10 protein-coding genes and 1 other RNA gene are annotated in these 14,019 nt (G+C 45.6%); 3 read left to right on the forward strand and 8 right to left on the reverse strand.

Annotation, left to right across the window (positions count from 1 at the left end; translation table 11 throughout):
• Window positions 1–372: 372 nt before the first annotated feature.
• Both AC5JL3_RS07120 and AC5JL3_RS07125 read left to right on the forward strand, forming a co-directional pair.
• A complete protein-coding gene (locus tag AC5JL3_RS07120; protein WP_496073816.1) occupies window positions 373–2,871 on the forward strand; it encodes a caspase family protein in 2,499 nt (832 codons plus the stop codon).
• Between the two features lie 163 nt (window positions 2,872–3,034).
• Window positions 3,035–4,006, forward strand: coding sequence for a polyphosphate kinase 2 family protein (locus AC5JL3_RS07125; RefSeq protein WP_496073817.1), 972 nt, complete (start codon window positions 3,035–3,037; stop codon window positions 4,004–4,006).
• A gap of 337 nt (window positions 4,007–4,343) precedes the next feature.
• On the opposite strand, the gene AC5JL3_RS07130 is transcribed toward AC5JL3_RS07125, so the two are convergent.
• From AC5JL3_RS07130 to AC5JL3_RS07140, 3 genes are all read right to left on the reverse strand, one after another.
• Complete coding sequence (locus AC5JL3_RS07130) at window positions 4,344–4,910, reverse strand: Uma2 family endonuclease (protein WP_496073818.1); 567 nt, start codon at window positions 4,908–4,910, stop codon at window positions 4,344–4,346.
• Between the two features lie 31 nt (window positions 4,911–4,941).
• Window positions 4,942–6,138: a GNAT family N-acetyltransferase gene (locus tag AC5JL3_RS07135; RefSeq protein ID WP_496073819.1), complete on the reverse strand. Its 1,197-nt coding sequence runs from the start codon at window positions 6,136–6,138 to the stop codon at window positions 4,942–4,944.
• Between the two features lie 121 nt (window positions 6,139–6,259).
• On the reverse strand, window positions 6,260–6,976 hold the full coding sequence (locus AC5JL3_RS07140; RefSeq protein ID WP_496073820.1) for a RibD family protein: 717 nt from the start codon (window positions 6,974–6,976) through the stop codon (window positions 6,260–6,262).
• A gap of 469 nt (window positions 6,977–7,445) precedes the next feature.
• Between AC5JL3_RS07140 and AC5JL3_RS07145 the strand changes: the two genes are divergently transcribed.
• Complete coding sequence (locus AC5JL3_RS07145) at window positions 7,446–9,464, forward strand: sensor histidine kinase (protein WP_496073821.1); 2,019 nt, start codon at window positions 7,446–7,448, stop codon at window positions 9,462–9,464.
• Here AC5JL3_RS07145 and AC5JL3_RS07150 read toward each other — a convergent pair.
• The 5 genes from AC5JL3_RS07150 to corA form a co-directional block, all read right to left on the reverse strand.
• Window positions 9,455–10,516, reverse strand: a complete 1,062-nt coding sequence (locus AC5JL3_RS07150; protein ID WP_496073822.1) for a Gfo/Idh/MocA family protein — start codon at window positions 10,514–10,516, stop codon at window positions 9,455–9,457. The two genes, AC5JL3_RS07145 and AC5JL3_RS07150, sit on opposite strands and share 10 nt — an antisense overlap.
• Window positions 10,517–10,686: 170 nt before the next feature.
• Entirely contained in the window at window positions 10,687–11,400 is a 714-nt protein-coding gene (gene rnc / locus AC5JL3_RS07155; protein WP_496073823.1) for a ribonuclease III, read from the reverse strand.
• Window positions 11,401–11,534: 134 nt separating this feature from the next.
• Window positions 11,535–11,980, reverse strand: an RNA gene (gene rnpB, locus AC5JL3_RS07160) — RNase P RNA component class A.
• A gap of 153 nt (window positions 11,981–12,133) precedes the next feature.
• Window positions 12,134–12,763 (reverse strand): hypothetical protein, encoded by a 630-nt coding sequence (locus AC5JL3_RS07165; RefSeq protein ID WP_496073824.1) that lies wholly within the window; start codon window positions 12,761–12,763, stop codon window positions 12,134–12,136.
• Window positions 12,764–12,830: 67 nt separating this feature from the next.
• Window positions 12,831–13,982, reverse strand: coding sequence for a magnesium/cobalt transporter CorA (gene corA, locus AC5JL3_RS07170; RefSeq protein WP_496073825.1), 1,152 nt, complete (start codon window positions 13,980–13,982; stop codon window positions 12,831–12,833).
• Window positions 13,983–14,019 lie beyond the last annotated feature (37 nt).

Raw genomic sequence — 14,019 nt, forward strand, 5'->3', positions numbered from 1 at the left:
GGGAAATAGTGGAGAAGGTAGGGCAGAAATTACTCCCTCACCTCCCTCATCTCCCTTAACTAAGTCCCATTCGGTTAAAGGGGAAAGGAGCAATTCATTCCTTTTCTCTTTCCTTAGCTGTCATCACTTTGGTACAACACAGTGCAACTTCGCACAACGGATGTGATTCAAGTTATAGTTCTGCCTTCTACCCTGGAGCCTTCTGCCTTTTGCTATATATTTTGAAGGTTGCTAAAAAGCCTGGTACTATTAGGTTTTGTAGTTTGAATTTTTGAATTTTGAATTGCTTATCAACCTCTCTAAGATAATGCAAATTACAAAATCGACATTCCTGGTAGGCTGATAGCTGATAGCTAATAGCTGATAGGTGATATGGGACTTGATCGGCGTACTTTTCTGCAACGGGCTGGATTAGCACTAGTATCACTAGGTATCAGTGAAACGGTGCTATCACTCTTGGGTGATAAAAGCTTAGCACTGCCTCTGTTCGATCGCTATTTTCAGGCACTGGCTCAATCAGGTGGTCGGAAGTTAGCGCTACTTGTGGGAATTAACCAATATCCTCGTGGCACAGCGTTGGGTGGTTGTGTCACAGATGTGGAGCTGCAACGGGAACTCCTGATTCATCGCTTTGGCTTCAACGCCAGCGATATCTTAACACTGACGGATATCCAAGCAACCAGGGAGAATATTGAAACTGCCTTTATTGAGCATCTGACTGAGCAAGCCAAAGCGGGTGATGTGGTAGTCTTCCACTTCAGCGGCTATGGGAGTCGCGTCAAGATGGCTTCGCCTAGGTATGAGGTACGAGGCGAGAGGCAAGAGGAAGAATCTGGCTTACCTGTTGCTTATGAAGTAAACAGCTTAGTACCAGTCGATAGCCTCCTGGCAACCAAAGGAGTAGCAACTGCTAACGATTTGCTCGAAGAAACACTGGTTTTGCTACTGCGATCGCTTGCTACCGACCACGTTACTACAGTATTGGATACCAGCCATAATGAGACTGAGAGTGTCCTTCAAGGCAATCTTCGCGTGCGCTCTTGCCCTAATCCTCCGGCAGATAGTCCCTCTCCGGCAGAACTTGCTTTTCAAGAACAACTTCTAAGCCGTCTCAATACATCCTGGAAACAACTCAAGAAGCCCAAAAGCCAAAATCAACAACCAGGGATTGTTCTCGCCGCTGCTGGTCCAAGCCAACCCGCTGCTGAGGCGCAGTGGAATGGCTTCAGTGCTGGCTTATTTACCTACGCTCTAACTCAGTATCTGTGGCAAGCTGCACCTGCAACGACGGTTCAAATTAGCCTGAGTCGTGCGGCTGGGATGGTCAATCAGCTAGTCGGTAAAGAGCAGCAGCCTCAACTTATTACTCAAGAACGTATTCATCAGCCCTTGCTGGCGTATTATCTGCCACCTGACCCTAGCATTGGCGCAGATGGTGTCGTGACGGCTGTTGAAGAGAGTGGTAGGAGCGTTCAGTTGTGGCTAGCTGGCTTACCTGCGACTGTCTTAGAGTACTACGGTGCTAATTCTTTATTTACCTTGTCTCGTCAAAACGCGATCGCATCGCTCCCTTCGGAGGCTGAAGATAACAAAGAACAGGGAAATTTCACCCCCCTAGCTTCTGCCAAACCTCCACAACTCCTAGTTCGCTCAAAAGAGGGTCTCACAGCAAGAGCGCGGATTATTAGCCAAAGTATTGCTGATAATTCCCAACTACAGGTTGGACAGTTGGTTCAAGAAGCTGTCCGGGTGTTACCCCGCAATCTTGGTCTTACTATCGCCCTGGATGCAACACTCGAACGAATTGAGCGGGTGGATGCAACGAGTGCTTTTGCTAACGTTCCCTCTGTCTCTTCGGTGGTAGTTGTGGGGGAACAACCTGCTGATTATTTATTCGGAAAGGTAACGTCATCGCAAGACACTGATTCTGACCCTACTCCGACAGATGGTGATGATTCCTCAATCAGGGCAGAGGGTTATGGTCTATTTTCTCTTGCCCATAATCCGATTCAGAATACAACTGGGGAAGCTGGAGAGGCAGTGAAGTCAGCGGTCAATCGGCTCATCCCAAAACTGAAAACATTGCTAGCGGCAAAATTGCTGCGTCTAACGGCTAATGAAGGGTCGTCCCGTTTGGGCATCCGAGCCTCAATAGAAATGATTGCCCCAGAGCAAGTTGTGGTGATGCAACAACAAACACTACGGGCGGTTTCATCACCCAAACAATGTCCTCCTTTGTGTGATTCTCCAAAAGCAGGAGAGGGAAAGGGTTTAAGGGCATTAGTGGATAAAAAGACGGCACCTGACTTAGCAACCCCTTGGGCAGAGGGAAGTGTTCCAACGTTGCCGATTGGCAGTCGCATTCAGTATCGGCTCGAAAACTATAGCGAGTACCCAGTGTATTTCATGCTAATTGGTTTGGATACTAGCAGCAGTGCGATCGCTCTTTATAAAATTCAATCCTTTCAGGAAGCACAATTCTCGGAAAATAAGCCACCCCTAAAAAATGCAGTAATCGCACCCGGAGAAACTCTCGTGTTACCCCAATCTTCGGCTGATACAGATTGGGTTGTCCCTGGCCCTGCCGGACTTGCAGAAATTCAATTGATTTGCAGTCGCGCTCCCTTCACTAAAGCGGTGGTGGCACTAGAAGCCGCAAAGCGTCCTAAAGGAGAAGGAGATCGAATTGGTGATTTATATAACCCCTTGGAAGTAGTGCAGGCAGTGCTGCAAGACTTACATAAAGCCAGTGCCATGCAGATGGCAACAACGTCGTCCTACGCGCCAGACTCTATCAGCTCAGTTTCCGACACCTATGCCCTGGATGTGAATGCTTGGGCAACGCTGAGCTTTATCTATCAAGTGGCATAAATTTCCCAAACCTGATGGCTCTGGGAGTCTTGGTAAATTAAGCTTGCTCTACCATGAAAACAGAAGTAGGTTCCTGGATGAAGGACGTTGTGGTAGTTCTGCCGCCGTTGGGGATGGCTACGGGCTTGCTGTGAGCTAATTATCCAAATTATCAGGAGACATCATGAGCAAACAAAAAAATTCATCAAACAGTAAGACAACGCCTGTCGATGGAATAGCTGAAGCTGAAGCACCGAAAACTAAACAAGCAGCAGCGAAAGCCGAAACCAAAGCAGCTATAGTGACGGCACCAGAAAACGTCATTTTGGACAATCCACCGCCTCAACCCAACTACCCTAGCTATCGGGTGCTACCAGGAAAACCGATTACCCTAGCTAACTTCGATCCCGATGCCTCTGAACACTACAAGAAAAAGAAAGACGTTGAAGCAGAACTTGAAAACCAGCGAAAACGTATTAGTAATCTACAACAGCGTTTGTATGCAGAAAATCAGCGCAGTTTACTAATTGTCCTGCAAGCCATGGATACCGGGGGTAAGGATGGCACGATTAAAAACGTATTTAGCGGCGTTAATCCTCAGGGTTGTCAAGTTTGGTCGTTTAAAAAGCCTAGTGACGAAGAGACAAGTCACGACTTTCTGTGGCGCTACCACAATCGTGCACCCCAACGCGGCATGATTACTATCTTCAACCGCTCCCACTATGAAGATGTCCTAATTGTGCGTGTCAAGAATTTAGTGCTAGAAGATGTTTGGCGAAAGCGCTACCACACGATTAATGAGTTTGAGCAAATGCTCACCTTCAATAACATTACGGTAGTCAAGTTTTATCTCCACATCTCCAAAGACGAACAAAAGCGGCGGTTGGAAAGTCGGTTAGAAGACCCAGACAAGCGCTGGAAGTTCTCTAGTAATGACATCCAAGAGCGACTTTTGTGGGATGACTACCAGTTAGCGTTTGAAGAAGCAATGAATAACTGCTCAACCGACTATGCTCCTTGGTATGTTGTACCAGCTAACAATAAGTGGTACCGCAACTTAGTAATTGCCCGTACACTTGCTGACACACTTGAAGCTATGAATCCTCAATATCCAGCAGCGGAAGCGGGTTTGGAGAATACCGTGATTCCTGATTGAGCTAACTAACAACAGAAAAATAAGCTCTTGTACTACCCTGAACCCTCTCCTTAGTCACTACCGTATATGCACAAGAAGAGGAGAGGGTCAAACTAACGACCACATACCAGTAAAAACCCTTCTGCCCTCTGCCCTCTGCCTTCTGCCTTTTGCTATACCATTATCTTCAGAAGAACTTGTAAAGCCTGAAAAAAGCAGCAGATACAAAGGCTAAAAAATCAACTTGAAGACTTAAAATCTAAAAACCCTAGCTTATTCTCAGCGGCAGAAATGCAATGATTCAGATTATTTGTAAATTACCAAAATTGAAAATCTGATTACTTTGATAACTACTTCTTCAAGACTTGTCAGGCAGCCTTGCTTCCCCAAAAACTTGCTGGGGAGTAAGTTCTAGCCCATCCAATAGTGAGTCAGTTAGAAGAGCAGCTTTAGTATAGGTTTGTGGTGGCGCATCTGGGTAGAAAACCGTGATGCTTCTCGCCTGAGGATCGACAACCCAAACCCTCAATACTCCGGCTTCCAGGTAATCTGTTGCTTTCTCGGCTAATTGTCCAAATGTTTGTCCAGGTGAGATGATTTCAATTACCAACTCTGGTGGTACGGGACAAGCCTCATCCTCCATCACATCTGCTGGGAGACGCTGATAGGAAACGTAGGTCAAATCTGGCACAGGCACCCAATCTTCACCGTTACGTTTTAAAGCAATTGCCCATTCTATATTTACTTCGCCTCTGTTCTGACACCACTGGGTCAGCAATGTATATAGAGAACCAGTGACTCTGGAATGAAACCGTTTCGGCGACATCTTAGGTACTGCCTCACCATCGACTAATTCATACGTCACATCCGACTCTGGCAATGCTAGAAATTCTTCAAGCGTCAGTCGATTTTGAATCTGCGGCATTTCTAAAAAAACCTCAAATCAGTTAACCTCATCACTCCTGAATACAGATGTTGATTTCCCGCTTGCTAAACGGTAAATCCTGATTAATCGCGTCAATCTCCTCCTGTTCCATAGCATTTACCTCACCGATGTAGTTTCGCAAAATTTGGGTGAGTCGCCCATTGTAGAACCGATGCAAGCTGTGATTAGGTGTTGCTGGAAAGCCACGACGCCTCTTGTGCCGTCCGCCTGCACCCGGATCGAACATCTGAATACCATTAGCGATCGCCCATTCAATTGGCGCATAGTAGCAGGCATCGAAATGTAGGCAGTCAAACTCCTCGAAACAACCCCAATAGCGCCCATAGAGTTGGTCACCCTTGGTTAAACAGAAGGATAATCCGACTGGGTGGCGGTCATCCTCCTCCCGATAAGCCGCGACTAATAAAACGCGATCGCGGTACTTGGGATACAACTGCTCAAAAAACTTGCGGGTGAGATACTTACTCCCCCAATAAAACTTATCGCAGGTGCTGCTGTAGAAGCTGTAGATCGTCGGAAACAAGGATTTAGGAATCTCCTCACCTTTAAGCGTTTCGAGGCGCAGTCCCGCCGTTGTCACCGCTTTACGTTCCCGCTTGATATTGCGGCGTTGATTGGCATTAAAGACACTCAAATAGTCATCGAAGCTACCAAAGCCTTTGTTTTGCCAAATATAGCTGTGGTGCAACCAGCTTGTGAAACCGTGACGCTCTAGTACAGGTCGCCACTCAGGGTCAACGAAGAGAAAGTGACAACCCAAAATGCGGTTCTTGTCACAGAAATGATCAATTGCCGCAACCATCAACTCCGTCAACTCATCCTCATCTTCTCCAGGTGCGATCAAAAATCGATAACCCGTAGCTGGCGTAAACGGTGTCATCCCTAGCATTTTCGGGTAGTAGCGCAAGCCTAAACGCTGAGCTAAATCTGCCCACTGGTGATCAAAAACAAACTCACCGTAACTGTGACCTTTGATATATAAAGGTGCTGCGGCAATTAGCTGTCGATCTCGCCAAACGGTTAGGTGATTGGGTAACCACCCTGTCTTTGCCGTAGCACTACCCGATGTTTCGAGATTATTCAACCACTCCCATTCCAAGAACGGTGTCTTCAAGGGTTGAGCAAAAGCATCCCAGTCTGTTTGGGGAATATCAGCGAATCGGTTAACCCAGGTAACGGAATACTCAGGCTGGGATTGTTGAACCATTTGGGAAATCCAGGGTAAAAACTTGTGAAAATAGCGCGTCATCAGCAGCAGCGCTTGCCTCTAATTCCAAAGATAAAAACTGCTTTTAGGTTAACTAATCTTTACCAAAAAAAGCTAGGCACTATGAACCGTGTTGCATCCGATAGTGTAAAAATACCTCTTGCTCAATCGTTTGAACGTTTAACAGCTCTAGGTGCCGAAACTCTGGTATCGAAAATCCCTCCCCGTCTACAGGCGTTGGTGCCGCTATGCCGCCAACAATCAACGGGCAAACGGTCAGCCAAAATTCATCAATCAAATCAGCCGCCATCAAAGACGCCACTAATTCGCCGCCCCCTAGAACAGCTAAGCGTTCTAAACCAAGCTGTGTTAGTTTTTGGAAAGCATCGATCCAATCAAACCCTTGTTCAGATGTATTAGCGACAATAATTCGCTCAAAAGCTCCAACGACCGCTGACTCTTGTTCCTGCCAACGTTTAGCACCAGTTTCTGTTGTCAGTAGCCAGCGAGGTACGTCCTGGCGAAAGAAGCGTAATTGCGGGTCAAGTTCAGCCAAACGGGAGCAAACAATCTGCACTGGCTGCGGCGGTACTCCACGCTGTTTTCGGAGTTGCAGCCATTCAGGATTTGAGACACCAAGGGTCGTGCCATAGGCGCGGAGCGTCCCCGCACCGAATAAAACACCATCAGCCAGGGCCACTTGTTTTTCCAGGTGTATCCGATCCGCCTTGGACGAAAATCGGGTAGGCGATCGCGTTACATCTGCAATTTTGCCATCGGCACTCATGGCGAGAATCATCGTCGTATGAGGTCGATGAAGAGCAGAGTGGTCAGGCATAGCTATTTAGTTAGGAAAGAAAAACGATAATGGTTGGAAGTCCGGAGATTCAGTTGATTTATTGTATAGCTTCAAAATGAAGATTAGCTTCTGGAACCCAGAAGAATGTTGAACCGTTTTAGGATGGAGACGAGTTCTATGAAAGCAACGATCTATAGACATGAATACTCCTCAAGCCTGTTTTAATGGCAAGTGGCTCACTGTTTACCAAAATTTAAGATGACACTGAAGCGATTCTGTACTAATATTCGCTTCTCACGCTGCCATCAACCCAGCAGGAAACAAGTCAATCTTCATCCCCCTTCTGGGATAAGTCCCTCATCTACTGTATTTATATTGTTGCTGGGTTTTCTACTTCATTCCTCCACTCTGATGTCCTATGGCTAAGCTAGGTCAGTCCTCCTTTCGCCGCATCCTGTTGACACGCCTTTTGCTGCTGAGCGTGCCCATCTTACTTATGGGGGTATATGTGACCTACCGAAAAGCACGCTCGACGCTTCTGAAAACTGCTGGTCAAAACCTCACAGAAAGCGCTGCGAGAAAAGGCGAAAGTATTCAAGAAATAATTGCCGCTCTCCAATCAAACCTAATAAGCGCGAGTGAAAGCGTCGTCTTCAAGTCACAGTCACCAGTAGGCTATCAAAAATTTGTCGAGGAACTTGCTCAGCAACTGCCGAACCAAATCCAGTGTGTGCAGTTGAGTAATCTTCAAACTAAAGCCGTTGTTGCTAGTACCTGTGGGAATCAATTCATAGAACCATCTTCAGAAACGTTGTGGTTCCAGGAGCGAGGGTCAACACCAATCACTCGCTCTCAGGTTGATGTGAAGGTACTATTACCTCAAGACCAGCCACCTTCTGAAACAGGAAACATCAATCAACTCAACGCCGAGAATCAACTGAAACTCGTATTCAGTGTCCCAGTCTATAATGCTGCCGATCAACTCCAATATGCCTTAAGTATCCATTCTGCTCTGCTACAACCAAAAGAAACACCACCAGGTTCATTGACTGGCTATCCAGTGGTGATTAGCCAGTCGGGTATGATTCTTGCTCATCCCTCCCTAGAGCGAGTGGGGCGCAACATCGAGCAGGAGGTAGAGGCAGAACCACTTCAGCGAGTCCTCACAAGAGCGATCGCAGGTCAGCAAGCTTTTGAGCATCTGTTTTTCTTTGAACAAAATAACGTAGAATTGCTCGCTGGCTATACTTCTATTACCAGTCCAGTTACAGGGGAAGAGAACCAAAAGTGGACAATCTTAGCAGTTACTCACATAGATAGTGCCCTTGCAGGTCTCAAAGATATTCAGCAAGTTCTCTTCATCCTCACCTGCTGTCTAATTGCCGCCAGCCTGTTGGCAACTTACTATATCGCTCACGATTTAGCGATGCCATTGGAGAAACTCACAGAGTATGCGTTAAATGATTCAGAGCTACACTCTACAGGAAAGATTCCTCGTAATTTTAATATTCGCGAATTCAATCAATTATCCGAAGCTCTTGAGGGGATGATTTCGCGATTGAGACATTGGGCAGAAGAACTGGAAACTGCCTGGAAAGAAGCACAAACTGCAAATCAGCTTAAGAATGAATTTCTTGCCAATACCTCCCATGAACTGAGAACCCCGCTCAATGGAATTATTGGCTGTCTGCGACTAGTACGTGATGGCTTTTGTGATGATAAAGAAGAAGAACTAGATTTTTTACAACGTGCTGATGATGCGGCAATCCACTTGTTAGGCATTATTAATGATGTTTTGGACATTGCCAAAATTGAAGCAGGTAAACTCTCGGTAGAAATGGAGCCGATTGACTTACGAAAGTTGCTCAATGAAGTGATTAATTTACAAGCTGTTCCAATTCAAGAGAAAAATCTCCAGTTCAACACGACAGACTTGCATGACATTATTCCTGTGCGTGCCGACCCGGCGAAACTCAAGCAAGTGTTACTGAATGTGGTTAGCAATGCTGTTAAGTTTACAGATGCTGGCAGCATTACGATTAGTACACGAATTGAGCCGCTCGCTGAACAACCGATGATGTCGTCAACAGGCAATCTGTCGCCAAGTTCTCGCCCCTTGTACAATCTGAGTGCGAAGAAAGCAAAAGCGACAAACACTGATCATGGTAATGACTACGCTAATTCCCAACTTTCCTCCTCTCAAGTTTTTGTCACTGTGAAGGATACGGGAATTGGTATCGACCCAACTCAACAACAGAAACTCTTTCGTCCCTTTGTGATGGTTGATGGCTCAACAACTCGTAAATGTGGTGGTACAGGGCTTGGTCTAGCCATTTCACGAAATTTAATAGAACTGATGGGAGGTAGGATTACCCTGTCGAGCGAGGGAGATGGTCAAGGGACTACGGTTGAGATTAGCTTGCCGACAATTGAACCTTCACTGTTGCTCACAGGCGACTCACAGGGATTAAATGGTGTTACACCGATGAGTTCAGCAGATTCCAATGGAGCTGTTACTCAATCGTGAGGTTCTAGTAACCGGGGAACAACGACTGGCTGTCCTCCCTGTTGCAGGGATTGTGACAAACAGCTCAAAATTTGGACAAGTTGGGCGCCAATCCAGCCAGAGGAAGCAGGTGAGGCTTGACTGGAGCGGATCGTTTTAAGAAAGCGATCGCATACTACTCTCAGCGGTTCAGTGGCTTCGATGTCGAGTACTTCACAGTACTGATTGCGAGGAGTAAAGCGATCGCCGTTGTCTTCCAAATGCCCATGATGGAGAATTAGGGGCGTAAAGCCGTGCATTTCATCAAAAATTAATGTTCCTTGTGTCCCCACAACCCCAAGACGCCGTTGTTTATCTGGGTTGAGCCAACATAGGTGAATCAAGGCTTGGAAGCCAGTCGGATAGGTTAATGTGACCTGTACAAAGTCAGCTAGACTTTTGGGAGAGAATAGGGGGATTTCTTCTCCATTGCCTCTTTGTAGCCAAGTTCGACCCGTTGCTTGTACGTTCATGGGTAACTGCCCTAACCATGTGTTAAAAATTGTTAGGTCGTGAATGGCTAAGTCCCAAAGAGCGTCTACATCGTGACGTACTGGTCCTAAATGGGTGCGAGTTGCATAGCCATAGCGTAGTTCTCCCAATCCTCCTGACTGAACAACTTCTTTGCCACGCTCAATCGCTGGGTGAAAGAGATAGGTATGGTCAACTATGAGTTGTCGCTGCTGTTGTTCAGCAAGGTGGCACAGTTCCAAGCACTCAGCGACATCAAGAGTTAAGGGTTTTTCTGCTAGGACGTGGTAACCTTGCCGCAGAGCATCCGCAATCAGACTGTAATGGGTACTGGCTGGAGTTGCGATCGCAACTGCCTCAATCTCAATGCTTCTAGGGATAGCGTGCCAATCCGTTGCTAAAACCACACCAGAATCCAGATTGAACTGTTCTTGGCAGACTGCTAAACGTTCTGGGTTTTGATCGACCACCGCCACTAGCAAGGCATCAGGGTGTTCTAAGAAGTTCCGCAGCAGGTTGATGCCCCAATGACCTACTCCCAGTACGGCAATCCTCGTTTTCATGAAGATTTTAAGTTAATTGCTCGCCGCTTGCTGATCATTAGACCTCTCGCAAAAGTCAATTAAAGCTAGGTAGCTGTAGTACTTATCACCCTTTTATCTGTTGTTTATGCAAGAGACTGCATGAACTGGCGTACACAACGAAAAATTAAAAAGTTTCTTTCCCCAATTCCCTATTCCCCACTCATCACTTTTGAAAACGCCTGTTTCGCTGCTGCTTGTTCTGCTGCTTTTTTTGATCTCCCTGTTCCTTCACCTAAGTATCGGTCTTGAAGCCAGACTTCTGCCGTAAATCGTTCGGTATCGCCATGCACGGAGCTGGTTTCTTTAAGACGATACTGTGGAAGTAGTTTATAGTGGGCTTGAGTCCATTCCTGGAGAGCGTCTTTATAATTCTGGCGGGCTGGGTCTTTGCGAATTTCAGTGGCTAAGTGCTGTAAGTGAGAGTCTAGCCAGGGACGCACAAGTTCCAGAGTGTGGGTACTCAAATAAAGTGCGCCTAACACGGCTTCAAAGGCATCAGCTAGCCTTGATGTTTCACCTGCCATGTCACTGGCAGCACTACTAGAAACTAGTAGGTAACGATCTAGTCCGTAGCTTTGAGCAATTTGGGCAAGAATGCGATCGCTCACTAGAACTGAGCGAATCGCCGCAAATTCACCGACTAAAGCTTCAGGATAGGTTTCAAATAACAACTCTGATGCGGCTATCCGCACCACTGCATCACCAACAAACTCTAACTGCTCATAGTTGGCTTCAGCAGAAATACTAGGGTGAGTCAGGGCAAGGTCAAGAAGTTCCCACTGCACCGGAGATTGCTCAGGTAATCCCAATTTTTGAATCAACTGCCGTAGTTGCTTCTGACGGCGAGGGTCTGTGAGAGTCATTCGATTTTGGATTTTAGACTTGTTCTATGAAAAGAAATCTTTTTTTACCCATCACCCCATCCCCTCATCTCTTTATCACCCCATTCGCTCATCACCTCATCTTCTCATCTATATCTTCTCATCTATATAGAAGGGGGAGAGAGTAAGTCATAAGCCGGGTTCTGTTCTCACTTAGCCGCGTTCTCGCGACTCAGCAGGGCGGTTATCTATCTGGGACGTTTGTTACCAAACGCCTCAAGCGGCTCTATGAAGCGGAACTGGTAAAAGACTAACCGTAGTTCCTTTGACCTTGCTCCCAACCGGGGTTTACCGAGCCAGCACCTCTCGATGCTGCTGGTGCGCTCTTACCGCACCTTTGCACCCTTACCAAATTTGTTATTCATCCGTTGTTAATAGTTCCTTGCAAACAACAAAGAACCAATAACCAATAACCAACAACAAACAGGCGGTATGTTTCTGTGGCACTATCCTCACGGTCACCCGCACTGGGCGTTACCCAGCAAGTTTTGTCTTTCGGGAGCCCGGACTTTCCTCAGACTCTCTGTTATCAGGGAATCCGCAACCACCAACGCCTACTCTCTCCCTTTTCCAGTCTAGTCGTGTTGAGGCTTCAACTGATAGCTGCTTAAGACATCTTTTCTTCCCTTCTGCCATCTGCTCCTGCCCTGGAGCCTTTCTTTGTAAGTGTGGTGTTGGGTGTTCTTCTTGGAGGCAAAGGAAGAGATTGAACAGATTATTTCTTAGATTTTTTAGGTTTCAAGGCAAGGGTGAGGGCTTTTTTCAAGCGTAACTTTTTAACAATGAACGGAAGGCGTAGGTTATAGCCTTGTTCTACGTTAACAATAGGGTCAGATATTCTAAAAATTAATCTGAAGAAGAACTTACCATTGTTTTGAGCCGCTTTTTTGAGCTTATCTGTTTTAAATAAAGGAGCAATTAAATCTTCATTACTCACTTCTTCTTTAATAGTCTGGCTAGGGAGAACAAGGCTTGGCTCTTGAGCTATTTTTTGCTCTGTAGTAGCAGAAACTACTCGAATGACTCGCTGAGCAACTCCATCAAAATCAGTGATAGAACACTGTTTCCAGTCTACAGTAATCGTAGACTCTTGAGAAGTATTTTTAATAGTAATGGGTAGAGTTTTAAAATCTTCAAGTTTATAACTTGGTTTGAGCTTAAAACTTATTCCCATTAACTCCCCTATGCTTTGATCTTCCAGCGTATTACTCTCTAGCCTGTTACTTAAATCTTCTGAATCTACTTCAACTGTTATTTGGCTATCTAGAGATTTATAGGCTTGATAAAAAACATAAGTAACAATAATAAAGTAAACCGTTAGTATCAACAGATTGCGGCTATCCATTATAATGACTTCCTCCAAGGGTTAAGAATGAACTATTGACAAAGTTCAATCCTATGGTATTTAGGTTTTAGTTCTTCTTGATTGTTGAAAAATTCTCAAACCAGCCCCGTCGCCAGAAAAAGTATATCAAACCACTAGCGATCGCAATCATGGCTGCCAAACAAATTGGGTAAGCCCAAGGTAGGTTGAGTTCGGGCATATTCCCAGGTTTATCTGTATTAAAATTCATCCCATATACTCCAGCAATAAAAGTTAAGGGAATAAAGATTACAGAAACTATTGTCAAAAACTTCATGATTTCGTTCATCTTATTTCCTACAGAGGATAGATAGACATCCATGAGACCAGAAGCTAGTTCACGATAAGTTTCCACCATATCTATAACCTGAACCGTGTGGTCATAGCAGTCTCGTAGATAAATTCGCACATCAGGGCTAATCAGGTCACTACTGTCACGAATCAAGATATTAATCGCTTCTCGCTGCGGCCAGATTGAACGACGAAGGGCTAGCAATTCCCGCCGAATTTGATAGATTTTTTTTAGAGTTTGACGGGTTGGGTTGGTGACAACTTCATCTTCTAATTCTTCAATTCTTTCCCCATAGTCTTCTAGCACCGGGAAGAAACCATCAATAATTGCATCTAGGAGAGTATAAGCTAAATAATCAGCTTTCTGCTTGCGGATGATGCCTTTATTTTTGCGAATGCGATCGCGTACTGGACCAAAACAATCTCGTTGCGGTTCCTCTTGTACCGTAAGCAGGTAATGTTTTCCCAAAATAAAACTAACTTGCTCAATCCAAAAACCAGTTTCTTCTTCTTTAAGCAGCACCATCTGTAAAATGATTACCAAATGGTCTTCGTAATCCTCTATTTTTGGCCGCTGAGGTACATTTACCACATCTTCCAAAAGCAGTGGATGTAACTCAAAAACATCACCTAAGCGCAGCAAGACATCTTTACTACCTAAACCTAGAACATCTACCCAGGAAACCGACTCCGTATCTAGAAAAGGAATACAAGCTTCTGGGGTTGCCAGTGGTACGCGAGTGGCGTTAGCTTCGCTGTAATCAATTAAGACAATTTCTGTTGGTGTAGCATCTGCTCTAATGTTGATAAATCCTGGCGCACTTCCCTGTTTATCGTAGTAATAATCAAACAAATCTTCTTCTTCGGGCTGTGCGGCTAACTCTGCTTCCGGAAAATGTCTTTGTGTCATGCGAATTACCTCATCTTCATTATCTACCTAACTTCTT

This window comes from Symplocastrum torsivum (assembly GCF_059505465.1).

What these genes read in the sequence shown, in the direction of transcription:
- AC5JL3_RS07120 (WP_496073816.1), top strand. Translation starts at nt 373, where the DNA reads ATGGGACTTGATCGGCGTACTTTTCTGCAACGGGCTGGATTAGCACTA.
- AC5JL3_RS07125 (WP_496073817.1), top strand. Translation starts at nt 3,035, where the DNA reads ATGAGCAAACAAAAAAATTCATCAAACAGTAAGACAACGCCTGTCGAT.
- AC5JL3_RS07130 (WP_496073818.1), bottom strand. Translation starts at nt 4,910, where the DNA reads ATGCCGCAGATTCAAAATCGACTGACGCTTGAAGAATTTCTAGCATTG.
- AC5JL3_RS07135 (WP_496073819.1), bottom strand. Translation starts at nt 6,138, where the DNA reads ATGGTTCAACAATCCCAGCCTGAGTATTCCGTTACCTGGGTTAACCGA.
- AC5JL3_RS07140 (WP_496073820.1), bottom strand. Translation starts at nt 6,976, where the DNA reads ATGCCTGACCACTCTGCTCTTCATCGACCTCATACGACGATGATTCTC.
- AC5JL3_RS07150 (WP_496073822.1), bottom strand. Translation starts at nt 10,516, where the DNA reads ATGAAAACGAGGATTGCCGTACTGGGAGTAGGTCATTGGGGCATCAAC.
- rnc (WP_496073823.1), bottom strand. Translation starts at nt 11,400, where the DNA reads ATGACTCTCACAGACCCTCGCCGTCAGAAGCAACTACGGCAGTTGATT.
- AC5JL3_RS07165 (WP_496073824.1), bottom strand. Translation starts at nt 12,763, where the DNA reads ATGGATAGCCGCAATCTGTTGATACTAACGGTTTACTTTATTATTGTT.
- corA (WP_496073825.1), bottom strand. Translation starts at nt 13,982, where the DNA reads ATGACACAAAGACATTTTCCGGAAGCAGAGTTAGCCGCACAGCCCGAA.